Below are 24,764 nucleotides of genomic sequence, written 5' to 3' on the forward strand. Positions count from 1 at the left end.
GAGTACCCTTATGGCAAGCAAAGAGATGAAGGGCAAGATGACTCCTAAGAGCAAGACGCCAGATAGCAAGATGACAGATAGCAAGATGACAGATAGCAAGATAACAAATAGCAAGACAATAGATAGCAAGAACAACGAGTTTCCGCCGCGCCTTGCCGAGCTGCTGACCTCCTATGAGGGCGTCTCGCTCAGCGCCTTGGATAACCTCAAGTTGTTAGCCGCCTTGGCGGCCCAGGCCGAGCTTGGCTGCGAGTGTCTCGAGCTGAGCAATGAGCCGCGCGCCATCTATGTCGCGAATTGGGATGGGCACTGGTTTGATTGTGGTTTCAGTAACGCCTATAGCGCCGAGATTCGGCCCATGGCGCGGCCGGTTGAGGCGCAACTGGCGACGGCCAGAAGGGTCGAGGTGCCGCTGCTCAACGCCCAGCAGCTGAGCTTCATGTGTATGCAGTATGCCCACTTCGACCACTGTTAGCCCGCTGGCTCGGGTGAGTTAAGCATGAGTGCGAGCCGCCAAGAAGAGCGCCTGGCAAGCGGCGTGAGAATGTTAAGGATGAGTCTTTCGTGATGGTGAAAACCTTTGCCCTGCTGGGCGTATTATTCGGTGGTTTCCTGGTGTGGCTTATCGTCAGCGCCGATGCCGGGCGCAGCAACCCCTTGTTTGAGTTGGCCCATTCGATTCCCTACGGTGACAAGCTGGGACATATGATCTTGTTTGGCACCCTGACCTTGTTTGCCAATGTCGGCAGTCATTTCAGGCGGGTGTCCCTCGGCAAGGTTCGCCCCTATCTAGGGGCCGTGGTGGTCACGATTGTGGTGATTATCGAGGAGTGCAGTCAGCAGTATTTTCCCAGTCGTACCTTCGATGGCTATGATCTGCTGGCCGACGGGGTGGGTATCATGCTGTTTAGCCTGCTGAGTCTCTATCTTGAGAAGCGATTCTTTACTAGCAATGAGTCGACTAGTTAAAGCTAATGCTATTTCATTGACAAAGATACAAAAAAGCCGCCAAAAGGCGGCTTTTTGCTAACTGGCAAAACCAGTCTTATAGCTTGGCGTCTGCGCGTAGCGCCTCTGCCTTGTCGGTACGTTCCCAAGGAAATTCGTTACGACCGAAGTGACCGTAAGCGGCGGTCGACTTGTAGATAGGACGCGCCAGGTCGAGCATCTCGGTCAGGCCGTATGGACGCAGATCGAAGTGCTGACGCACCAGACCGATCAATACTTCTTCAGAGACCTTACCCGTGCCGAAGGTTTCGACGCTGATAGAGGTTGGCTCGGCCACACCGATAGCGTAAGACACCTGGATCTCACAGCGATCCGCCAGACCGGCTGCCACTATGTTCTTGGCCACATAACGTGCCGCATAGGCCGCGCTGCGGTCAACTTTCGATGGGTCTTTACCCGAGAAGGCACCGCCGCCGTGACGTGCCATGCCGCCGTAGGTGTCGACGATGATCTTACGACCCGTCAGACCACAGTCACCCATAGGACCACCGATAACGAAACGGCCGGTTGGGTTGATGAAGTACTTGGTGTCTTTGTTCAACCACTGCTCAGGCAGTACTGGCTTGATGATGGTTTCCATCACGCCTTCGATCAGATCAGACTGGCTGACGCTGTCGCAGTGCTGAGTAGAAAGCACGACGGCATCGATGCCGACGATCTTGTTGTCTTCGTAGGCGAAGGTCACCTGGCTCTTGGCATCTGGACGCAGCCAAGGCAGTGTCTTGTCTTTGCGTACTTCCGATTGACGCTTCACCAGTGCGTGGGCATAGGTGATAGGCGCTGGCATCAGTACGTCGGTTTCGTTGCTGGCGTAACCGAACATCAGGCCCTGGTCACCGGCGCCTTGCTCTTTAGGATCGGCGCGATCGACACCCTGGTTGATGTCTGGAGACTGCTTACCAATGGCGTTGAGTACCGCGCAAGAGTCGGCGTCGAAGCCCATGTCCGAGTGGGTGTAGCCGATCTCGCGTACCGTCTTACGGGTTAGCTCTTCGATGTCGACCCATGCAGAGGTGGTCACCTCACCACCGACCATTACCATGCCGGTTTTGACGTATGTTTCGCACGCCACACGTGCCTTAGGATCTTGTTCTAAGATCGCGTCGAGTACCGCATCAGAAATTTGATCGGCGATTTTATCTGGATGACCTTCTGAGACCGACTCAGAGGTAAACAAGTGCTTTGCCATAATGGAAAAATCTCGTCTTTAAACAATTCGAATGTGTAGAAGTATCTACATCTAGACGGCCATTTTAGTGGAAATCAGATCGGATAACACCCTTTTCGATGAAAATTGTGGAGTAAAACCGGGTAATTATTCTAATGCCTCGGATGAGTTTAAATAAAAGTCCATCTTAAAATGTTGTTATTGTTGAGTTTTAATTGCCGTTATAAGCCGCCGATTTTTTATTGCCAAAGGATCGCTTAGGGCCGCTTAGCGCCGCGACGCCCAAGAGGGGTGGCCTAGAGGTGCGGGTTGCTCCGGCGCAGGTAAGTGAAATCCTGACTCCCCCTAAGGCGGTAAGCGAGGTTTTACCTGAGATGGCAGAAGCGCCGTTTTTCGGGTCTAGAAGGATTTAATCTAAGCTAAAGGGCGAATTTTATTTGCGTCCCATCCGCGAGTAGGGGAAAATATGCCCCCATTGTTGCCCGCAAATTCGGCCCGCAAAATCCCCAACATTCAAATCAGCAGGAGAGAGCATGTCATCTCGTAAAGAACTCGCAAACGCTATCCGTGTGTTAAGTATGGATGCCGTTCAGAAAGCCAACTCTGGTCACCCAGGTGCGCCATTGGGTATGGCCGATATCGCCGAAGTGTTGTGGAATGATTTCCTGAAGCACAACCCAAACAACCCAGAGTGGGTCGACCGCGACCGTTTCATCCTTTCTAACGGCCACGGCTCTATGCTGATTTACTCTCTGCTTCACCTGACGGGTTATGCACTGCCGATGGATGAGCTAAAGAGCTTCCGTCAGTTGCACTCTAAGACCCCAGGTCACCCTGAGTATGGTTACACACCAGGCGTTGAAACTACCACGGGGCCTCTGGGCGCGGGTATCAGCAACGCGGTAGGTATGGCGATTGCCGAGAAGACTCTGGCGGCGCAATTTAACCGTCCTGGTCACGATATCGTTGACCACTTCACCTACTGTTTCCTAGGCGACGGCTGTCTGATGGAAGGTATCTCTCACGAGGCCTGTTCACTGGCGGGTACCCTAGGCCTTGGCAAGCTGATTGCCTTCTGGGATGACAACGGCATCTCTATCGACGGTCACGTCGAGGGCTGGTTCACCGACGATACCGCTAAGCGTTTCGAATCTTACGGCTGGCACGTGATTGCCGGCGTCGATGGTCATGACAGCGACGCGATTCGCGCGGCTATCGAAGAAGCTAAGTCTGTTACCGATAAGCCAAGCATGATCTGCTGCAAGACCATTATCGGTTTCGGTTCACCAAACAAGTCTGGCAGCCACGACTGTCACGGCGCGCCACTGGGTGATGCCGAAATCGCTGCGGCCCGTGAGTTCCTGGGTTGGGAGCATGGTCCATTCGAGATCCCTGCCGACGTGTACGCAGGTTGGGATGCTAAAGAAGTGGGCGCGGCTAACGAGTCTGCTTGGAACGAGAAGCTTGCTGCCTATGAAGCCGCTTATCCAGAGCTGGCTGCCGAATATAAGCGCCGCGTGATCACGGGCGAACTGCCAGCCGATTTCGAAGAAAAAGCACAGGCCTTCATCAAAGAGTGCCAAGAGAAGGGCGAAAACATTGCCAGCCGTAAGGCATCACAAAATGCCATCGCAGCCTTCGGCGCAGCCCTACCTGAACTGCTCGGCGGCTCTGCCGACCTAGCCGGTTCTAACCTGACCCTATGGTCTGGTTCTAAGGGTATCCAGGAAGATCCTGCCGGTAACTACATCTACTACGGTGTGCGTGAATTCGGCATGAGCGGCATCATGAACGGTGTATCACTGCACGGTGGTTTCATCAACTATGGCGCGACCTTCATGATGTTCATGGAATACGCGCGCAACGCGGTACGCATGTCTGCACTGATGGGCATCCAAAACATCTTCGTATACACCCACGACTCTATCGGTCAAGGTGAAGATGGCCCGACTCACCAACCGGTTGAGCAGCTGGCTAACCTGCGCATGACACCAAACATGATGGTATGGCGTCCATGTGATGCGGCTGAAACCGCCGTGGCATGGAAGATGGCTATCGAGCGTCGTAACGCGCCGACTTCACTGGTGTTCAGCCGCCAGGGTCTAGCTGCACAGCCACGCACCGAAGAGCAACTGGCTAACGTCGCCAAGGGCGGTTACGTGTTGCAAGACTGCGCCGGTACACCCGATCTTATTCTGATCGCTACGGGTAGTGAGGTGCAGCTGGCACTGGATTCTGCTAAGGCGCTGACCGAACAGGGCAAGGCGGTACGTGTGGTCTCTATGCCATCAACCGACGTGTTCGACGCGCAAGACGCCGACTACAAGGCCTCTGTACTGCCTGCTTCAGTCACTAAGCGTGTCGCTATCGAGGCGGCTCACGTGGACTACTGGCATAAGTATGTTGGTTTCGACGGCGCCATCGTCGGCATGACCACCTTCGGTGAGTCTGCACCAGGCGGCGCACTGATGAAGCACTTCGGTTTCACAGTGGAAAACGTGGTAGCCAAGGCTAACGCCATACTTTAAGGCATTGCCACCAAGGGCATAGGGTAAGCATTTGCCCTATGCCATGATGACTCGGCTTATCGATGACGATAGGCCGTTGTCGCATCAAGAAGCCTATCTCAGGACGGTGTTAGGAGTGGAAGCAATTAATGATTAAAGTTGCGATTAATGGTTATGGCCGGATTGGCCGCTCGATTCTTCGTGCCCTCTATGAATCAGGCAAGCGGGATCAGATCCAGATTGTCGCCATTAATGAACTCGCCAACCCCGAAGCCATGCTTCATCTGACCCAATACGATACCACCCATGGTCGCTTTCAGTCTCCCGCGTCACTCGACGCCAATACGATGACCATAGGGGATGACCGTATCCTGCTGCTGCATGAGGAAGATGCCGAGAAGCTGCCCTGGAAATCCCTGGATATCGATATCGTGTATGAGGCCACGGGTGCCCTCATCGACCGTCAGGCCTGTGAGGCCCATATCAAGGCGGGCGCCAAACAGGTGCTGATCAGCCACCCCTCATCCGGCGACGTAGACGCCACCATAGTCTATGGCGTGAATCATCAAGATCTTAAGGCGGAGCATCAGGTGGTCTCCAACGCCTCTTGCACTACCAACTGCCTGGTGCCCATTATCCAGGTGCTCGACCGCGCCTTTAAGGTGCGCAGCGGCGCCATCACCACGATTCACTCGGCGATGAACGATCAACAGGTGACGACGCCTACCATGACGACCTCAGACGTACCCGCGCGGCGGGGCAGTCGATCATTCCGGTCGATACCAAGCTGGCCAGAGGGATCGAGCGTATCCTGCCCGAGATGAAGGATAAGTTTGAGGCGATATCTGTGCGCGTGCCGACAATTAATGTGACTGCAATTGACTTATCGGTCACCTTAGATAAACGTGTCGATATCGATACAGTGAACCAGGTATTATCTCAGGCGGCAAATGGCTCATACCAAGGGGTTGTGGGCTATACTAATGCGCCATTGGTATCGTGCGATTTTAACCATGATCCCAGATCCAGTATCGTCGATGGCACCCAGACGCGGGTGAGCGACGGCCACCTGGTGAAATTACTCTTGTGGTGTGACAACGAGTGGGGCTTTGCCAACCGTATGTTGGACACCAGTTTAGAGATGATAAAGGCCGTAAGAGCCTGATTTGAATGTTTTTAGCCTAGTGCCGGTGAAGCGTCCCGGTGGTGGGAAATCCAGTTTTGCTTTAACTTTTATTTTTAACTTTAAACTTTAAGGAAACGTGAAATGGCGATTATCAATATGTCAGCGTTAGATCTTCAGGGCAAGCGCGTGCTTATCCGTGAAGACCTCAATGTCCCTGTAAGCGATGGTGTGGTCACCAGCGACGCTCGTCTGCGTGCCTCTCTGCCAACCATCAAGCTGGCGCTCGAAAAAGGCGCGGCCGTGATGGTGATGTCTCATCTGGGTCGTCCGACCGAAGGCGAGTACAACAGCGAGTACTCTATGCAGCCGGTTGTCGATTACCTGGACAAGGCGCTGGACTGCCCGGTACGTCTTGCTAAAGACTATCTCGACGGCGTAGAAGCCAATGTCGGTGAAGTCGTGGTATTCGAGAACGTGCGCTTCAACGTGGGCGAGAAGAAGAACGACGAGGCGCTGGCCAAGAAGCTGGCCGCCCTGTGTGATGTCTATGTAATGGATGCCTTCGGCACCGCTCACCGCGCTCAGGCGTCGACCCATGGTGTCGGCCTGTTTGCCCCTGTGGCCTGCGCGGGTCCGCTGCTGGCCGGTGAACTGGAAGCCTTGGCTAAGGCGATGGACAACCCTGCGCGTCCCTTGGTAGCCATCGTGGGTGGCTCTAAGGTCTCGACCAAGCTGACCGTGCTCGAGAGCCTTTCTGGCGTGGTTGACCAGCTGGTCGTGGGTGGCGGTATCGCCAACACCTTTATCGCCGCAGCCGGTCACAACGTGGGTAAGTCACTCTATGAAGCAGACCTTATCGACGAAGCCAAGCGTCTGGTGGCTAACGCCCAGAGCCGTGGCGGTGATATCCCAGTACCGACCGATGTGGTTGTGGCTGGTGAGTTCAGCCCAACGGCGAGCGCGACCCTTAAGCCGGTCGATCAGGTGGCTGACGAAGACATGATCTTCGATATCGGTCCCGACAGCGCCGAGGCTCTGGCCGAGATCCTTAAGAATGCCGGCACCATCGTCTGGAACGGCCCTGTAGGCGTGTTCGAGTTCGATCAGTTCGGTGAAGGCACCAAGCGCATCGCTCAGGCGATCGCCGACTCTTCTGCCTTCTCTATCGCCGGCGGTGGCGATACCCTGGCGGCAGTCGACAAGTATGGTATTGCCGACAAGGTCTCTTACATCTCTACCGGTGGTGGCGCCTTCCTGGAATTCCTGGAAGGTAAGGAACTGCCTGCTGTGGCTATGCTGGAAAGCCGCGGCGAATAAGTAAAAGTATTATAAAAAAACCGCCGATAGTCGGGCCGCATGGAATTGCAGGTCCAGCTATCGGTATAAAAATCTGTCCAAACGATAGTGACCTCGGTGGTTAAGCGGGCTGCGCCCGATGACCACCCTATTATTGGAGTTAAAAATGGCCTTAATTTCCCTACGTCAACTGCTAGACCATGCCGCAGAGCACGGATACGGCGTTCCCGCGTTTAACGTTAACAACCTGGAGCAGATGCGCGCCATCATGCAGGCAGCAGAAGCCACCGACAGCCCGGTTATCGTTCAGGCGTCTGCGGGTGCACGTAAGTATGCGCGTCCTCAGTTCCTTAAGTATCTGATGGCGGCGGCGCTCGAGCAGTACCCAGATATTCCTGTGTGTATCCACCAGGATCACGGTACTCACCCTGACGTGTGTCAACGTTCTATCCAGCTGGGTATGTCTTCAGTCATGATGGACGGCTCACTGATGGCCGATGGTAAGACACCGGCTACATACGAGTACAACGTCGACGTGACCCGTAAAACCGTTGCCTTCGCACACGCCTGTGGTGTGTCGGTAGAAGGTGAGATCGGCTGTCTAGGTAGCCTGGAAACTGGCCAAGCCGGTGAAGAAGATGGTGTTGGCGCCGAAGGTATCCTGAGCGAAGAGCAGCTACTGACTACGCCGGAAGAAGCGGCGCGTTTTGTGGCCGACACTCACGTCGATGCCCTGGCTATCGCTATCGGTACCAGCCATGGTGCCTACAAGTTTAGCCGTAAGCCTACCGGTGACGTGCTGCGTATCGACCGTATCAAGGAGATCCACGCGCGTATCCCTAACACTCACCTAGTGATGCACGGTTCATCTTCTGTGCCACAAGAGTGGCTGGAAGTGATCAACCAGTATGGCGGCGCCATCCCTGAAACTTATGGTGTACCACTGGAAGAGATCGTCGAAGGCATCAAGCACGGCGTGCGTAAGGTTAACATCGACACCGACCTGCGTCTGGCCTCTACCGGTGCGGTACGTAAGTTCCTGGCGGAAAACCCAAGCGAGTTCGACCCGCGTAAATTCCTGAAGGCCTCTATGGAAGCGATGGCAGACATCTGTACCGTGCGCTACGAAGCCTTCGGTGCGGCGGGCATGGGCTCTAAGATCAAGCCTAAGTCTCTGCAAGCCATGTACAAGGCATACCAGTCTGGCGAGTTAGATCCACAGGTGAACTAATCCGGCTTGACGGCAATAGGAAGTTTGACAAAGGCCCGCCATTTCGGCGGGCTTTTTTTATGGCCAAAGCGCAATAAAAAGTAAGGACTAACTCTCGCCATTAGGTAAGTGGCTAGTTCAAAATGCTGTAAAGGCAAGTGCAATTTTCATTTCTGTGCGCCGAGTGATACTATTGCGCCAATTTTTAAGGGACTTAGATAAATAGGTAAACAAATAATGAAAAAACTGCTGACAGCCACGGCCATCCTGATGGCGGCTCCTTTTGCTGCCCATGCGGGTGCCGATTTTGTTAAGGGTGACAGAACCTTTGCCGCCGACGCCGAACTGGGTGCGACGGTTACCACAGGTAACACAGAGACGACCTCGCTCAAGGGCCGTCTGGACATGAAGCACGAGCTGGGCAACTGGGAAAACCAGTACCTGTTAGAAGCCCTCTATAAAGAAGATAGCGGCGAAGAGACGGGTAAGCGCTACTACGGTCTGGTACAGGGCAACTACAAGTTCAGCGACGTGAACTATATGTTTGCCAACGCCAACCACGAGATCGACCCATTTACCGGTTTCGATTCTAAGTCGACGATCTCTGCCGGTTATGGTCACAAGTTTGTCGATACCGAGAAGACGACCTTAGCTATCGAAGTGGGTCCTGGTTACCAGTACAAGCGTTTGGACGATGAGAGCGCCGCCGAAGCGGGTTATGACACCGAAGATAGCTGGGTAGCGCACGGCGTGATGAACTTCGAAACCGAGATCACCGACAATTCTAAGTTCAAGCAGCTGTTTGTGGCCGATTATGGTGAGAGCCTGGAAGGCCGCTCAGAGACTTCTATCACGGCCAACATAGTTGGCGCGTTGGCGATGAAGTTTGCGGTTATCGTGCGTTACAACAGCGAGCCGCTGGACGACAAGAAGAGCACAGACACCGAAACCAACATGACCCTATTGTACTCTTTCTAATAGGGTTTTTATTGGGTTCAAGAGACGCCTTTCGGGGCGTCTTTTTTTTAGCTGAAATCAGCCTGAAAATAGGCCTGGGTCAGCTTAAATCTGTATCGGGATGTATCATAATTATTTAAATAATTTAATGGGTTATGTGCTGATTGTCACGAAAGTCGCCGGGCTTAAGTGTCACACTAGCAAAGAGACGATAGCCAGGTTTGGCGTCGTGATTTTTGTGTGATTCCCTTAATGTGAGACCCCGATGCAAATAGGTTGCTGTTGGTTTGAGCCGTCTCAGTCGACGCTGTCAAATCAAGACAATGACACCAGCTGGCGTATGCCGGGTGCGGAGTTTGCCGTACTCAAATTACTGACCGAGCGCCGTGGACAGGTGATGTCCAATGCCGACCTCTTGGCCTGCCTGCCAGAGGAGGAGGCCAACATGGCGCGTCTGGTACAGGCGGTGGATCGTATTCGCTTCTTTCTCGGTAGCCCGTCGGGCAAGCTGCTGGAGTCGGTGGGCGATCAGGGTTACATACTGCACGCCAAACTCTCACCTCACCGCGAGCTGCTGGGCAGCGGCCCAATTCGCCGCATGACCAAGCAACAATATATCCTGCTGATCTCCCAGCTGTTGCTGCTGTTTCTGCTCATCTATTCCGTATTTGAGCCCTCCAACTATCTGCCTTCCCTAGGCGAACTGCTCGGCGAGCAATAGCCTCCTCCCGATCTCTGGCTAGGCCAGTTCATGCCCATACTCGTGCGCATGTTTAGTTTGCATACCTAGTCTCAGCCTCGGCCGACACGGGATGCTTTCTAATACCAATCACAGTAAACATGTGATCAGAAATAGCGCAGGAAAAACGCTTGAGAACAAAGCAGGATTTTTAGATAAGTAGTTATTCTACAATTAAAAATACTAATACAGTTATCGAGCGTTTTAACAAGCTAGAATGATCAATTATTTATTACGCTTGGTATAAAATCGGGGCATAAAAAAAGGGCCACACGCTAGGCGGTGACCCTCAAAGTGGTGCAGTGGGTTAAGTGGAGGGGAGCAGAACCAATTCGTTGGTCGCCTTGGCACCTTTTATCTCGATTCCGACCTTATATTCCTTTACCGAACCAGGCGCCGTGTTGGCGTCCCAGTTAAGATCGGTTGCTTCGAAACTGTACTGACCCTTGTCAGTCTCTGTTAGCACGCCCTGGCAGTCGCCTTCGGCGCTGTCACACAGATAGCTCTGGGTCACGTGCCAGTGTTTCCAAGCCTTGGCGTTAGAAGACGCTGTCGTGCTGTCGGGGAAGCCGAAGTAGACGATGCGATAATCCTTGGCATTGGTGATGGCCAGGCCGTCAGCATCCTTCAGGGCAAAGTTCAGTGCGCCCGTTGCGCCGTCAAACTCGGCCAGGGTCAGGTTGATGGCTAAGGCCTCACCGGCATCTATGGTGTCGGCAACTGGTGGCGGAGTAATGTTACCGCCGTCATCCTTATCATCGTTGTCGTCGCTACCGCAGCCGCCGCAGATAAGCGCCGTTGCCAGTAGGGCAGTTAATAACTTCTCATTCATGACCTGCTCCTTTAGTTAAAGTGGCCGGTATGGCAAGTCGTACATTCCATGTCAGACTTCACGCTGGCGGCGCTGCCCATGGTGGTCTCTACGCCGTGACAGCTTTGACAGCCTTGGGCCTCGCTTGAAGGCTTTGACTCAGGTAGTGCTGAGATATCTTCGCCTGCATGGGCACGGTTAAGCAGCTCGACCAGATGATAGGCCACAGAGGCCGACAGACGCTTACAACGCTCGCCCTTCTGGCTGAAGGTAAAGCCAGAGGCCTTAGACCAGTTACTGATAGATGAGTGACACAGGATACTGTTGGCAACCGATGACTTACCGACCAGGGCCGTCTTCTCGGCGGTAGAGCCGATACCAGCCACGAACTCATCGCTTGAATACGGCAGCTCGGTCACCTCGTAGTAGCGGAAAGAGGCACCGATCACGGCAGAGTTTTGACCGTTGATGTCGTCTAAGATGTTGACCAGCATGCCGGTGGCGTTGTTGTTACCACACACTGTGCCCTGGCCCACGATACCCGCCCAGCCATAACCGGCCAGCGCCGTTGGAATCGTCTTAAACTTGTCGGCGTCTGGGCTGTCAGAGTTAGCCAGCATAGTCACTAAGGCGTAGAACACCTGGTGCATACATCCGCCGCCAGTCTCATAGGCCAGCTTGGCTGTCGCCATAGGATCGAGTGGAACATACTTGAGCTTTTCACCCAGTTCCAGTTTGTAGTTGCCTTGTTCGTCGGTGGCGGCGAAGGCCGATGTGCCCATTAGGGTTGCGCCTGCCGCGGCGGTGCTGATGCCGATGATTTGGCTAAGTGCTTGGCGTCTATTGATGGTCATGACAATGTCCTCACTTGGATAGATGTTATTTTTGTTGTTGGCGTGGTTAAAGGGATACGCCGGTTTGAACTTGGGGTCAGTGTGGTCCGGGTAGATTGCAAATAGTGTGATTTGGGCTGGATGAAGCCATGGGATGGATGAACATCTGCGGGCAGGCGTTTTTTGGGTGCCTTGCATCGATTTGTTCTATTAATGTGTTGGCTGGGTATTGTTTGGCTAGATTGCGCTGTGGGCTAGATCACCTTATTTGTAATATTCATGTTAATTTGTAGCTTTCGCGTGGCGATAAATAATGGGCCTATGGATGTGAAGAAGGCGGCGGGGATCACATAGCTTATTATTCCCTAGGGCCTGTTTATCTTTCGCGTTCATTTTTGCAGCATTCTGTATCGCTTTTGTACAAGGCAGAGCGATTGTAATGTGGTGTGCTACATCAATGAGCGATAACGCAGTAGAAAAATGATACAGACGCTGCCCGCAGGGTTCGTCTTGAGCACGTTCAACTCTTTGTTACTCGGCTTTTATATAGAATAACTATACTCCAAGCCTCCTGCCGCGATTTGAACGTGCTCAATTAGAACAAAATTTGTTCTCAAAAGGTCAACAGGCCCTAGCAATTGTAAGGGCATTTTTTAGATGAGTTTCGAGGAGATAGAGGGGATCACAGATTTTTTTACTGCGTTTGCATAAGCTTATTAGCAATGAAACGACAGAGTAACAAAGATGCAACTGGGTGATTGCCGATTCGACAGACATGCTGGCGTGCTCACCAACGAGCTGACGGGTGAAGAGTGGCATCTACCGCGCGCCGAACTGCAGGTGCTATCGCTCCTGCTGGCCAATAGCGACAAGGTGGTGGCTAAGCGCGTCTTGGGTGCCGGGGATGACGAGCACCCGCCGCTAAGCGACTCGTCGGTGGCGCGGGCGGTGTTTATGTTGCGCTCCTTCCTCGGCCCGCTGCATGAACATATGATAGAAACCGTCAAGGGCAAGGGCTATCGTCTGCGCCTGGATAGCGCCGTGCCCTCAAGCGTGCATCATGCCGACAACGCGCCTGCCAAGGCGGAGCTCCATGGTGTGGGTGAGCGCATCGAGGCGGTTTTAGCCTGGCTGTTTGGCAAGCGCCATCGCTGGATCAAGCTGTGGATAGGGCTGATCGTCCTGCTACTGGGCGCCCTGGTCTCCTTGCAGCTCTTTTCTTCGGTAAATCTCGAGGTGCAACATAGCGAACCCTATCTGCGCCACGGTATCACCCTGGAGTCGGGGCAGAAGATGATGTTTATCAGCTACGCCAAGTCCAAGACCAATAACACCTCTTTGCTGCGCCTGTCGGAGAAGATGTCTCAGGCGTTTGAGCGCTGTGAGTCATCGCCCTGGAAAGAGGTCTATATGTCGCTGTCCCACGACAAGCAGGTGTTTAACATCACCATGCGAGGCGAGAAGATGGGGCAGTCATTGGTGCGCAACCTTAAGTTAACCGATTACAGGCAGCAGAAGCGGTTTATCTCCGAGGCCTGGTTTAAAGAGGTATCTCTGTGTGAATAGAAAGGTACTGTGGGCGATCAATATTATTGTGCTGGGGCTGCTGGCGATAAGTATCACCATCAGTTATCGCTATCTCTATCCCAGCGAAAGCATCATGCTCAGCTGTAGCTCCGAGCTGTTCGATCGCCGCGACGAGGCTCAGGCCGAGGGACGTCACTATCTGCTGGTGGATATCATGGCCAAGAAGCAGCAGGCGCAGATCAACTATCGCTACTTTAACCTCGACGGCACTTCGGCGGGCACCATACGCATGCAGGGCAGCTTCCTCGATTTCGATAAGGCCAATGGCCGTTATCACTTCTCGGTAGAGACCAAGGAGGAGATAGGCACCGAATCGGCCGAGACCATGCCAAGGCATATGCAATATCTCTCCTATATCAGCTCGTTTAACTTAGACAGCAAGGGGATGCATAACCTCTCCATCGAGACACTGGAATTAGATCCCCACAGGGACTATGCGGTGGTATTATTCCAGCCGAGTAATACCGTCTGTGGTTGCCGTATAGTGCAATAGTCGCACTTAGGCTATACTCAGGATGTGCATTTCTAAATTACTGAAATAATTCTATTATTCTGAGGTTTTGTGTCTAAGGTCAATATCAAGCAGGAAGAGTCTCTGTCGATCAAGTTTACCCATCAGATGAAGGTGGGTGACCATAGACGGCTCGACCTCTATTTCTTTCTGCCCAAAGAGATGGGGATTAATCCCCAGAGCCTTGACGAAGAAGAATATTATCATGCGGCCATCGCCGGCCGACGCTCCTACTACTCCTCAGGCTTGCATCTGCCACTGGTGCAGGGGCGCTTTATCAGCCAGAAGAAGCGTACCGTCGAGGAGTTCAGGCTCTACCTCAACCTGTTTGCCTATCAGTTTGCTGTGGCCATCGAGACCGACAGCAAGGAGCTGGCCCAGGTGGAGGATGTGGAGCAGTTTTATGCCTCGCTCAAAGATCTCAGCGAGATAGTCACCCAGCTGCTGAAGAAGTTTCGCCGTAACGAGCCCAGCGACCCTAAGTGGAAGCACTACTTCGAGAACGCCGATAACTACCTCTCCTGGTTCTGTGAGCAGCGCCTGTTGAAACTCATGTCCCATGCGCCCCGCAGCAGCGACTACAGCGAGGTGACCGAGGAGGTGATCAACCTGTGCCGCAGCGAGAACAGCTATCGCGACAGCAAGAACTATAACTCCTCTCAGACACTGAACGACCCTAACCGCATCTCTAACAAGATGCTGCTGCTTCGTCGCCTGATCCAGCAAGGGGTTGTGTTGAAAGAGGAGCAGAAACGATTAGGTGTGGGCCTCAAGAAGATGACCACGGGGATCGCCACCGCATTTGTGATGCTGGTGGTCTCGACCCTGATCATCAAGGCTCAGGGGATCTTCAGCGGCCTGACCATGGCCTTGGTATTTACCCTGGCGGTGATCTACGGCTTTCGTGAGATCTTCAAAGAGGACATTCGCAATGCCCTGTGGCGGGTGATCCAGAAGGGACGTCCGCGCTGGAGCCGGATTCTGCGCGACACCACGAGTCAGGCGATGATCGCCAGGCAGCATGTGTGGATTGACTTCATCAAGTCTAAGGACCTGCCCGAGCAGATAGATGAGATCTTGAGGCGCCGCCACAGTCAGAACAAGCTCGATGCCGACATACTGCACTACGGCATCAACTCGCGCATCGCCAGCAAAGACTTCCTTGCGGGTTACTCCACCATTCAGGAGCAGGTGAACTTTAGCCTGGCCCCCTTCGCCCGCTATCTGGAGCGCGGCAAGGCCAAGATCTACAAGGAGGCCGACGGTAAGATCAGCAGCGACTCGGTAGAGCGTCGCTATCAGATCAACCTGGTGCTCTCCCTGCAAGAGGGTCGCAAGCCGCCACAATTTGCCCGCTACAAGATCACCATGAACCGCTCCACCATAGTGGATATCAGCGAGAGCGCCATGCCAGATGGCGTAGAGGGGATAGGGTTAGAACACGATGAGGTTGAGGGTTAACTTGCCCTTCGTCGGGGCTGGTTACGGGGGTTAGCCACTACCTGACTAGGTGTTTGATAGAAAACCGTTCATTATGACATATGGTTTATCAATTGCCTGCCGCAGGTGCAGTGCATGGATGCACCAATGTCGCGATCACATGGATGTGAATGAGCGACCTTATGTGCAAACACATTTGTGACACGCTACGAGCACATCCCTGTGAGCTCTACCTCGGCATCCATGCCTCGGAAGGTCACAAATGTGTTTACACCTAGTTCTCCGCCTCTTCGATTAACTCTTATGGTTGTAGGAGAGGTGGTATTAGATAAAGCATTTCGCTTTTTAGCTTCAGCAGACTTTGACGAATCTAGCTATTCGCAGCGTTAACCGTCATTGCAATTGAATTGCCTGAGGGTGGTGCAGTGCATGGATGCACCAATGTCGCGATCACATGGTCGGTGATGTTCTCTACATCAGGCCGACATTTCCCATATCTCTATAGGTCAGATGTGAATGAGCGACCTTATGTGCAGATACGCCTGCGAGACGCCGTGAATACCTCCCTGTAGGCTCTGCCGAAACATCCCTGTTTCGGAAGCTCACCGGCGTACCTACACTTGGTCTCTCATTTTTTCGATTAACCGTTGTAGATGGAAGTTAATAAGGGATTTATCCTATGGTCTTTACTTATCTGTCTTAGCAAAAATCGATAGCATTAGGTTGGTAACGTAGAAAAACACAAATCCCACGCAACCAAATAAAAATGTTATAAATAAACCAGATACTGAATATATTGCACTGTAGACGAAGAATAGTTCGCCGACGAGAATACAGGCAGATACGGCCAAGGGGTAATCTTTTAGGCCTGAAGACCCAAAGTCGCGATATATTTTCGTACCGTATCCAAATGTTAGCCAAACTGGTAGTGACAAACAGATAAGGCTCAAAGAAAAGTCTATAACCCCAAATGTAAGTTGATGTTCGTTTATCGCAACTACTAGCATTATGAATGCAAATATTGAAAACAAGTACTTAGAATATTTAAAGTAATATTCGATCAAAACAAATGGATTCCTTGAGCTGAATGTTCGTCGTAGAAAATGTGCTTCCTATGTATCCTCCTAACGGTCTATTTGTCCATGGAGTCTTCAGCGAGTTAGCGACAGAAAGTACTTTAACTGGAGCCATGGTTAACAGATAATCCATATAAGTCCTTTTTCATTTTCTATTCCTTCTGCGAGTTTCATTGCAAACATTTGGTACTCATTTGTGATTTCTTCGCATTCATGGTTAGTAGGGGGCTCATTTTTCCCATTAAATTCAAACCATGCAGAGAGAATTTCCCTTATCTGTTTTTCATTTACTTTTTTGACGAGATCAAATAATTCAGGAATCTGATTCGATAAGAAAGCGAAGTTTTCATTATCACCACCGATATCCAATGCGGCGTGATCTGCTTCCTGCTTGTTCATAAGCCAAGTTTGGAAGATGGTTCCACTACCGGATACAAACTCTTGCTGACCATTTAGAATCCAATGGTGGAGATCTACGTTACGGTGATGAATGACTGGTCCAATCATCTCTACTTCTGAGGATGGCCAATTTTTCGGAATACGATTAGAAAGTTGAGTGGGGCGTCCAAATAGACGTTCTAAAAGACTTTGTTTTACCTTAGGGAGTTTTGGGAGTTCACCCTCTACATAAGAGAATAGATGATCAGGATTATTTAGAAGAAAATTAATGTGCTCATCGGGAGCGGTAAAGGCACAAAGATAACTAGCCATCGAGTCTTCCCTGTCTACTAGTGGAAAATTTAGTGAAATTTCTTGGTTAAGGCAATAGTCCATAACCCAAATCATTTCCAGAGTTTAATCTTTTATTCAATAGGGGCAATAGGTTATCGGCTTTTTTGGGGCGAATATAACAGAAAAATTTAGGAAGATGTGTTGTAGTTCCTTTAAGTAATGGAACAAATTTTAGTTGTCTGGCTTGTTTCTGTATTTGAAAAGGTTTTTTATATTAAACGAGTAGACCTTCGCGGTCTTCATGGCATCTGATGTGAATGGATTCACAAATGCCGCGATGACATGGATGTCAAAGAGCGGCCCTGCCTCGGAAGGCCTCAGCCGCACCTACACCGAGTTATCTGTCTCTTCGATTTAGCCGCATTTGATCTTTGCAATTGTTCAAATTAAGCCATTTTGGACAATTCCGAGTTACATACCAAAACGCACTCGATTGTTCGGATTACCTCTGGCATTGCAAACCATGTGCTAAACAGCCATGAATGTGGCCAAATTCACTTATCCACTACATTCCCAATAGAAAATGAGATAGAGAAACAAAAGATAAAGGCTTTGCTTCAATACAGAACGAATGATTGGCACGATTTGATTGAATGCTGTCGTCATTGGATGTCTGGTGGCGCAATTTGAGTGTCTATAATGTCTCCATCAGCTTACGACGCTAAGCAAATAATAAGCACACTAAAAGAGGCATTCAGCATGACAAACACAGCACTAATCACTGGCGCATCAAGCGGTATTGGTCTTGAACTGGCAAAAATTCACGCAAGCAAAGGTGGTAATCTGGTACTTGTGGCTCGCTCTGAGTCGAAACTCAATGAGCTTAAAATGGAGCTAGAAAATCAGTATGGTATTCAGGTCACAGTCATTGCTTTAGATCTATCTCAATCTCACTCAGCTCAAGTGCTATTTGAACAAACAGAAGCACGTTCTCTGAAAGTCGATACACTAATTAACAACGCAGGTTTTGGCGGCCACGGCAAATTCTATGAACGTTCTCTAGTCGATGAACAAGCGATGATGCAAGTGAACATGGTTACATTGACTAATCTGACACACCTTTATTTAAAGGGCATGGTTGAACGTAAACAAGGTAAAATCCTTAATGTGTCATCAACAGCTTCATTTATGCCAGGTCCACTACAGGCGGTGTATTACGCGACAAAATCGTATGTCACCTCATTTAGTCAGGCGATAGCAGAAGAAGTTAAAGATAGCGGTGTAACCGTGACGGCACTATGCCCTGGTACTGTGGCGACTGGGTTTATAGAAGCGGGAAATTTAGAAGGAGTTGATGCGTGGAAAAATGCAAAAACACCAAGCTCCGTTGCAGAGTGTGGCTATAGCGCTATGGAAAAAGGTGAGCTGGTAGCATTTAATGAGCCTTCATTGAAGTTCATGCTTAACTGGATTATCCCATTTTTACCTCGCAAACTAATATTAAAGATCTCACGCCAAGCAATGGAAAAGAGCGTCAAATAAAGTAACAGGTTAATTTGATGTAGTCGGTATTTGTAGTATCAATAGGTTAAAAGTGTTGCGATGAAAAGAGCGAGTAAGTTTGTTATACCACCAAACTGGAAAGTGCTATTTAAAGATTTGGGGATAGAGCTTCAACACATATTAGGTTTTGCCAAACTGCCACAAATGTTGTTTGAACAAAATAAGGTGCAACTAACCCCGTCTCAATACTTCCAACTATGGCATGGTATTGAAGCTGCCGCTCAGGTGAAAGGCATTGATATCGCTCTAAAATTTGCGCAAGTTATGAGTTTTGAGTCATTTGATGCTCCTATATTCGCCGCAATCTGCAGCGCGAATCTTAATGCGGCAGTCAAACGGCTTCAGGAATATAAACCTCTGATAGGCCCAATGTTGCTAACTATCGAACAAACTGAGCAATATACTCGTATTGATATCAGTTGTTATGGCTATGAAGGCTTACTGCCGAGCATGCTTAACCTTATGGAGTTAGTATTTTTCACTCAATTGACACGGCTTGCTACTCGGTCAAATGTACAACCCGTTGAGATTATACTGCCAGACCTGCCGAATAACCTGAATGCCTATCAAACTTACTTTGGCTGTTCCATTCGCCAAGGCTCCAAAACAAGCATTGCGTTTCGTGCTGAAGACGCTCGAATGCCATTCCTGACTGATAATCAGATGATGCTGTCTGTTTTTGATGATGAGTTAAAGCAGAGATTAGAGACCGTGACACATCGTGGTACGACTTCTGATTCGGTATCTAAAATTTTGCTTGATTTGCTTCCTCAAGGTGAGAGTTCTATTGAATCTGTTGCTTCTCACATGGCAGTAAGTAAGCGCACTTTACAAAGAAAGCTAACTAATGAAGGTATTAGTTATCAAACCATCTTACAGCAAGTACGTCTTCAGTTAGCCGAATATTATTTGAATGAAACCGAGCTACCACTCATTGAGGTATCTTTCTTGTTGGGTTATCAAGAGTCAAACTCGTTTATTCGGGCGTACAGTACATGGACTGGAGTTTCACCAGGAAAAGTCCGTACCTAAATTGTGATTAGATTATGTAATTATTGCTTACATAGCCTCTAGCAAGCTTCGGGGAAAAAATAAACCAGCCTTTAGATTCGCTACTCGCGCCTAATACCGCTAAATCGAAGAGGCGTTAGATATCCAGTGTAAACACGATTTTGGCCTTCGAAATCAGGGATGATTTCGTAGAGCCCACAGGGATGTGCTCGTGGCGTGCCAAAATAGTGTTTGCACATCCCCCGCCGGGCAGGCGTTAGGTTGCCATGAAGGTACGACCTTCAATCCCCTAGTCGATTCAAATTAGGGGAAAGCCAGAAACCATTGAAGCAAACAATGGCGCCAAATCGAAGAGGCGTTAGATAGCCATGAAGGTACGACCTTCAACTCGCGTTCCAACAAAAATTCAGGTAGACGCTACGACTGCGAAATGTGCACAAACGAACCTGCCAAAGGAAAGGCATTAAGTCGCCATGCCGGGTGCTCCATACCCCTACCTGCTAAACAAAAAGTTTAGCGGCAAAAAAAGGCACCCGAAGGTGCCTTTGACATTGCAGGGTGGAACTCGGTGCTCGGTGAGGGCGAGCACCTTTGGGTCTTACAGTTGATGACCGTGAGCGTGCATCAGCTTCTCAGGGGTATGACAGGTCGCACAGGCTTCGCGTGCCGCCTTGGCGCTGGCCTTGTCGGCACCTATGTAGGCGCCGTTGCCCTCCATGTGAGCCACGGCCGCCTCAGAGAGATACTTCTGGTGACAGCTCATGCAGGCTGCGGCATCGGATGAGGCATACCAGGTTGCTACCGGGTTGACCGCAGGGTCGTTGCTCTTACCTGGGATGAAGCTAGGCACCGTATGGGCTTGTCCTGGGTTACGGCCCAGCTCAAAGCCGTAGGACAGGCCGCCCCAGCCTTGCTCGGCCGAGTGACAGGTCATGCAGTCGGTCTTTAGCAGGGTGCCGCTGCCGCCATGGCCATTGTCATGGCCTTTTGCCTTGTGGGCCTTGTACATAAAGCTGGTGGACTTCATCTCACCCCAGGCAACGGCGTCACCGTTGGCGTCTTCGACCGCGCCCAGCTTCTTGTCATTGGTGTGGCAGGCGATACAGTTGACGCCGTTTGAGTCGTGATAGAACTCAAAGCTGTGACAGCCATAGCAGCTTTGGCTGTCGATGATGGCGCGGCGATCGGCCACCACGGCTTCACTGTCATCAAGCACGGTGCGCAAGGCATCGGTCTGCACATAGGCTGGGTAGGCGTTGTCGGCATCGCAGCTAACACGGGAGCCGCTGCCTTCTGCAAAGCAAACCTTGAGTACAGGCAGGATTTCCAGCGAGCGTGAGGCGATGTCGGCTGGGAAGTTCATCGCGACTTTTACACTGACGCTGTTGTCGGCATTCCAGGTTGCCTTGGTGGGATCTTTGATGTCGATACGGCGCTGGCTGTAGGGCGACTGATCATAGTCGGGATAATCTTTGTCGACGTCCCAGCTGACCACCATGTAAGGCTTGCTGTAGCCAAGCTTGTAGACCTCCTGCTGGCTCACCAGGTTACCGGCTGGATCTGTGATGGCCATGTCGAAACTGATCTCGTTGGCGGCAGAGATGGCGACCTTGCTGATGGTGACATCATAGTCTTTGGCTGCCTGATAGGGCTTGGCATGATCGCCATGCACCGCGGCGCTATGACAGTCGGTGCAGCTCAGCGCCGGGTTCTTGTCTGACTGATGCTGGGCTGGCGAGTCGGTATGACAGCCAGTACAGGCGTTGGCATTGGCGTTGGCGAGCCAGAGATCTTTGTCTGCCAAGTTGTCATCTTCGACATGGCAGGCCGCGCAGTCCATGAAGGGTTTTGTCGGGAAGGCGGGGTAGTCGAAGGCATGATCGCCACCGTAACCGGCGATGGTGTATGGCATGGGTACCACATTGCCATCTGCGTCTTTACCTTCACGGTGTGGCCCCATATGGATGGCATGGACCATGTGGCCAAACTCGACAGAGATGGCATTGGGATCTGTGACTATGCCGTTATGGCAGGCCTGGCAGTTTTCCAGGTCCAGGCGACGTCCACCGTGTGCCTTGAGGCTATCGGCTTGGTGGCAGGTGTAGCAGGTTTGCATGGTCACCAGCTCTCGGCTCTCTATGCCTTCGCTGCCGTTGGTAGAGGGGATCCAGTCGAAGTGAGCATTTTCGGCCAGTTCATGGCCCGAGTCATATTCGAACTGCATCTCGATGGCGATACGTTGGGTCAGGTCAGGGTTAAACTCGACGTCGGCGGCATCTTCGGCGGTGAGCAGGTTGGTGCTAAAGGTGTAGGTGTAACTGCCGTCGTTATGATCGACTAGGCATTCGATACAGTCTTTAATCTTCTCGAAACCTTGCTCAAAGGTGGTGCCATCGTCGTTGGTGGTGTCGTTGAGCAGGGATATCCATTGTTTCAGGTCGCTGCCCTCATGGGTTTGCAGCTGCGCCAGTGAGAAGCGGAAATCGTGAAACGGATTCTCACCGGTTAAACCAAACAGGCCTACGCCTTGGCGGTTTTCCAGCTCAAAGTCGACGCTTATGATGCCGTCGGCATAGCTTGCCTTGTTGATATTGGCGATAGCCTCTTCTGCCATGTCAATATGTAAACCGACGGCGCCAGGTGTGCCCGGTGTACCGGGTTGACCATTTTCACCGTCGATACCATCTTTTCCATCATTCCCATCTCCACAGGCCGACAGCATCATTGCCGAAGCGATAAGTGCCGCCAGTGTGGTTGTTTTTGTTGTTATCATCATTTTTTCTCCAAGATAAACCACTGGGGTATAGCCAGGAGAAATGTTAAAGAAGCGGGCTTTTGTCAGATATGAAGCACATCACCTTAACAATAAAGTTTTCAACTATATAAAATGCTGTTTAGCTTCGGGTTTGCTTGGTGTTTGCTTTGCTGGCATGCAGGTTTTTAGTGCAGTGGTCTGTTTGGCTGGCTGTTACTAGTGAGGCATCTCGCTTTTTAGAAAGTGGAACTCTCATATTCATATTATGCAAATGGCAAAAGTGAATTTTATCTGCAAAGGCTTACGTCTATCTATCCTTATGTTTAATATGAAGTATTCTGTTTTTATGGTGTCGTGTTACTCTCTGTTGTCGGTTATCTGTGTCCGAGAGGTATGGCATTTTTCGATGTCACATATTTAACAAATGCACGGGTGAAGAGATAAAAGTTTGCACTGGGTAAACGTAATGCCAGGTGACTTAGCGTACATTAGCTAACGGCACTTAAGCCTTATTTAAGGGCGATTCTTCAAGGAGAGGCATGAGCAAGATTAATACTAATACCCTGTTCAATATTAAAGTGTTTGTCTTACTGTTTGATACCTTAAATGCCACTGAGGTGGCCCAGCAACTCGGGGTGGCATCTTCTAAAGTCAGCCGGAGTTTAAAGGCATTGCGCCACTCCTTCGATGAACCCTTGTTTGTCCGCAGGCAGCATGGTTTCGAACACACGCCTTTTGCCCAGAGTGTCTATCCTCACCTGAAGCAGATGTTAGCCCTGTCTGAGGCGAGTCTCTCCTGCGCCAGTAAGGATACCGAGCAGTCTCATACCGAGCTGACGATTGCCTGCCCGCCTCCTATTTCGCTAAACCTGTTAAGTTATCTACAGGACAAGGCCTCGCAGCTTAAGCAGCGTTATACCTTCAATATTAAGCCTTGTAGCAATGATATCGACAAGCTGCTTATTCGTCAGAATGTGGATTTAGCCATTACCCTGAGGGCATTTAATTCTGAGCGTCTATCGTCTGACTTTGTCGCGCGGGCAGACGCCTATGTGCTGGTGGGCAACCAGCAGCATCCGATTTTTCATCACGAAGCCCGGGCGGATATTGAGGCTATGCTGCAATATCCCTATATAAGCTTTAACGGTCATGAGCTGGAGCAGGAACATGACCCGCTTACCCTCTATGCATTAGACAGGGGATTGCCCATTAACCTGGTTGCCAAGGTCTGTTTGCTGTCGGATCTCATGATTCAGCTGGAGCGTAGCGATGCGTTAACCCTTATCTGTTATCGCGATGCGGTCGCCTTCCTATGTGCTAAGGCCAATCTGTCGGCCCTGGCGTTGCCGGAGGACCAAAACAGGCTACTCAATCGCCGCGCCGATGGTCATCGCCATTACTTAACCAAGCTCAGAGAAGGAGGGAATAGGCCGCCATGGTTGGAGCAGGAGATAGCTTCTTATATCCAGGGGAATGTCATTCTCAACTGTGAAGGAGCTGGCTATGCCAAAGGATAAGCTGCTGGATATTTCCCTGGCGACCATAGAGATATTCTGCCAGGTGTATGTGAAGAAGAACGCCATCGAGGTAGCAAATCATTTAGATCTGTCACAGCCCAAGGTGAGCCGAGCCCTGGCGGCGCTGCGCAACGTATTCGATGATCCTTTGTTTATTCGCAGGGAAAGCCAGTTTCAGGCGACAGACAGGGCCCACGATCTCTACCCTCTGTTTAACGAGATGCTGGCGTGTCGTCAGCAGGTGGACCTCTTGATGCGCGGTGTGACTGGGGCGGTTCACGACCATGTTGAAATCGCCACCGTGCCTCAGCTGGAGGTCAATTTAACCCAAAGCGTTAAGCAGGCCGCCTATCGTGTCTTTGACAGCGAGTTGATGGTGAGCACGTCCGCCTGGGGCGAGTTAACCCAGCAGCAACTGCTCAACGACGAGATCGCCGCCGCGATCTGTTTCGAGCGGGCAAATGATCGCGCCATCTTGTCTAAATCCGTTATTCAGCATCGTGGTGGCTATCTTGTTGCTCGGGAAGATCATCCCATCTGGTCGGCGCCCAATGTGGATAACATGATCGATTACCCCTTGGTTAAGCTCAGAACCATGCCGTTCCCCGCCAACAAGTCGCCGCTGGGAAACTATGCCAAGCGAGTCGGCAAGCAGTTAGAGATCTATGCCACGGCACCCGACTTAGGAAGTGCGGCCAACAGCCTGCTAAATTCAGATGCCATCATTATTATCGGCGTGAAGGGAGCCGTAAACTTCCTGAGAAACATCAAAGGGCTGCGCGCACAGCAGATAGAGCTTGTGCAAGACAACATCATCTTGGAAAACTTCAGCCACCCCACAGTCTATCTATGGCTAAGGCTCGATGCGAGTGGCAAGGTGACGACGCCATTTTGGCTGCAACATTGCCTGGAAGATTACATCCTTTCCATGCATCAGTAATGCTGATTCCTTCAGGCGTCTAGTGTGGGCTTTAGTT

At 51.1% G+C, this 24,764-nt stretch carries 19 protein-coding genes and 1 pseudogene; 15 read left to right on the forward strand and 5 right to left on the reverse strand.

Translation table 11 applies throughout. The features are described from left to right. Positions 1–10: 10 nt before the first annotated feature. Together DB48_RS01330 and DB48_RS01335 are read left to right on the forward strand one after the other, a co-directional pair. Positions 11–475, forward strand: a complete 465-nt coding sequence (locus DB48_RS01330) for a hypothetical protein (protein ID WP_152619072.1) — start codon at positions 11–13, stop codon at positions 473–475. A gap of 92 nt (positions 476–567) precedes the next feature. Then, positions 568–969: a VanZ family protein gene (locus DB48_RS01335; protein WP_041508524.1), complete on the forward strand. Its 402-nt coding sequence runs from the start codon at positions 568–570 to the stop codon at positions 967–969. A gap of 76 nt (positions 970–1,045) precedes the next feature. Here the strand turns inward: DB48_RS01335 and metK are convergent, their stop codons facing one another. Beyond that, a complete protein-coding gene (metK, locus tag DB48_RS01340) occupies positions 1,046–2,197 on the reverse strand; it encodes a methionine adenosyltransferase (RefSeq protein ID WP_041508525.1) in 1,152 nt (383 codons plus the stop codon). 512 nt (positions 2,198–2,709) lie between these two features. Here metK and tkt point away from each other — a divergent pair. The 6 genes and pseudogenes from tkt to DB48_RS19595 all read left to right on the forward strand — a co-directional run bounded on the left by tkt (position 2,710) and on the right by DB48_RS19595 (position 9,993). Next, a complete protein-coding gene (gene tkt / locus DB48_RS01345) occupies positions 2,710–4,704 on the forward strand; it encodes a transketolase (RefSeq protein WP_041508526.1) in 1,995 nt (664 codons plus the stop codon). A 128-nt stretch (positions 4,705–4,832) separates the two neighbouring features. Then, positions 4,833–5,848, forward strand: a pseudogene (gene epd / locus DB48_RS01350) (erythrose-4-phosphate dehydrogenase). A gap of 102 nt (positions 5,849–5,950) precedes the next feature. Then, positions 5,951–7,126: a phosphoglycerate kinase gene (locus DB48_RS01355; RefSeq protein ID WP_041508527.1), complete on the forward strand. Its 1,176-nt coding sequence runs from the start codon at positions 5,951–5,953 to the stop codon at positions 7,124–7,126. Between the two features lie 145 nt (positions 7,127–7,271). Next, positions 7,272–8,336, forward strand: coding sequence for a class II fructose-bisphosphate aldolase (gene fba / locus DB48_RS01360; RefSeq protein WP_041508528.1), 1,065 nt, complete (start codon positions 7,272–7,274; stop codon positions 8,334–8,336). A 216-nt stretch (positions 8,337–8,552) separates the two neighbouring features. Then, positions 8,553–9,293, forward strand: coding sequence for a DUF481 domain-containing protein (locus tag DB48_RS01365; protein WP_041508529.1), 741 nt, complete (start codon positions 8,553–8,555; stop codon positions 9,291–9,293). A 244-nt stretch (positions 9,294–9,537) separates the two neighbouring features. After that, positions 9,538–9,993: a winged helix-turn-helix domain-containing protein gene (locus DB48_RS19595; protein ID WP_052813600.1), complete on the forward strand. Its 456-nt coding sequence runs from the start codon at positions 9,538–9,540 to the stop codon at positions 9,991–9,993. 325 nt (positions 9,994–10,318) lie between these two features. Here DB48_RS19595 and DB48_RS01375 read toward each other — a convergent pair whose 3' ends face one another. Next, positions 10,319–10,843, reverse strand: a complete 525-nt coding sequence (locus DB48_RS01375) for a hypothetical protein (protein WP_041508530.1) — start codon at positions 10,841–10,843, stop codon at positions 10,319–10,321. A gap of 11 nt (positions 10,844–10,854) precedes the next feature. Then, a complete protein-coding gene (locus DB48_RS01380; protein ID WP_041508665.1) occupies positions 10,855–11,676 on the reverse strand; it encodes a hypothetical protein in 822 nt (273 codons plus the stop codon). Between the two features lie 723 nt (positions 11,677–12,399). On the opposite strand from DB48_RS01380, the gene DB48_RS01385 reads away from it, so the two are divergent. The 3 genes from DB48_RS01385 (at position 12,400) to DB48_RS01395 (ending at position 15,214) form a co-directional block, all read left to right on the forward strand. After that, on the forward strand, positions 12,400–13,221 hold the full coding sequence (locus DB48_RS01385) for a winged helix-turn-helix domain-containing protein (RefSeq protein ID WP_041508531.1): 822 nt from the start codon (positions 12,400–12,402) through the stop codon (positions 13,219–13,221). Beyond that, positions 13,214–13,735 carry a hypothetical protein gene (locus DB48_RS01390; RefSeq protein ID WP_041508532.1) on the forward strand — a complete coding sequence of 174 codons (522 nt, stop codon included), beginning with the start codon at positions 13,214–13,216 and terminating at the stop codon, positions 13,733–13,735. Before DB48_RS01385 ends, DB48_RS01390 begins: the two co-directional genes overlap by 8 nt. Positions 13,736–13,804: 69 nt before the next feature. Beyond that, a complete protein-coding gene (locus tag DB48_RS01395; RefSeq protein WP_041508533.1) occupies positions 13,805–15,214 on the forward strand; it encodes a hypothetical protein in 1,410 nt (469 codons plus the stop codon). 1,172 nt (positions 15,215–16,386) lie between these two features. On the opposite strand, the gene DB48_RS01405 is transcribed toward DB48_RS01395, so the two are convergent. Further along, a complete protein-coding gene (locus tag DB48_RS01405) occupies positions 16,387–16,980 on the reverse strand; it encodes a hypothetical protein (RefSeq protein ID WP_152619073.1) in 594 nt (197 codons plus the stop codon). Positions 16,981–17,700: 720 nt separating this feature from the next. Between DB48_RS01405 and DB48_RS01410 the strand changes: the two genes are divergently transcribed. Further along, positions 17,701–18,483: an SDR family NAD(P)-dependent oxidoreductase gene (locus DB48_RS01410; RefSeq protein WP_041508666.1), complete on the forward strand. Its 783-nt coding sequence runs from the start codon at positions 17,701–17,703 to the stop codon at positions 18,481–18,483. Positions 18,484–18,543: 60 nt separating this feature from the next. After that, complete coding sequence (locus DB48_RS01415; RefSeq protein ID WP_041508536.1) at positions 18,544–19,536, forward strand: AraC family transcriptional regulator; 993 nt, start codon at positions 18,544–18,546, stop codon at positions 19,534–19,536. Between the two features lie 577 nt (positions 19,537–20,113). Here the strand turns inward: DB48_RS01415 and DB48_RS01420 are convergent. Continuing rightward, complete coding sequence (locus DB48_RS01420; protein ID WP_041508537.1) at positions 20,114–22,291, reverse strand: OmcA/MtrC family decaheme c-type cytochrome; 2,178 nt, start codon at positions 22,289–22,291, stop codon at positions 20,114–20,116. Positions 22,292–22,809: 518 nt separating this feature from the next. On the opposite strand from DB48_RS01420, the gene DB48_RS01425 reads away from it, so the two are divergent. Both DB48_RS01425 and DB48_RS01430 read left to right on the forward strand, forming a co-directional pair. Further along, a complete protein-coding gene (locus DB48_RS01425; protein WP_041508538.1) occupies positions 22,810–23,787 on the forward strand; it encodes a LysR family transcriptional regulator in 978 nt (325 codons plus the stop codon). Beyond that, positions 23,774–24,727 (forward strand): LysR family transcriptional regulator, encoded by a 954-nt coding sequence (locus DB48_RS01430; RefSeq protein WP_041508539.1) that lies wholly within the window; start codon positions 23,774–23,776, stop codon positions 24,725–24,727. The genes DB48_RS01425 and DB48_RS01430 overlap by 14 nt, the downstream gene beginning before the upstream one ends. Positions 24,728–24,764: the final 37 nt, after the last annotated feature.

This window comes from Shewanella sp. cp20 (assembly GCF_000832025.1).
Lineage (GTDB): Bacteria > Pseudomonadota > Gammaproteobacteria > Enterobacterales > Shewanellaceae > Shewanella.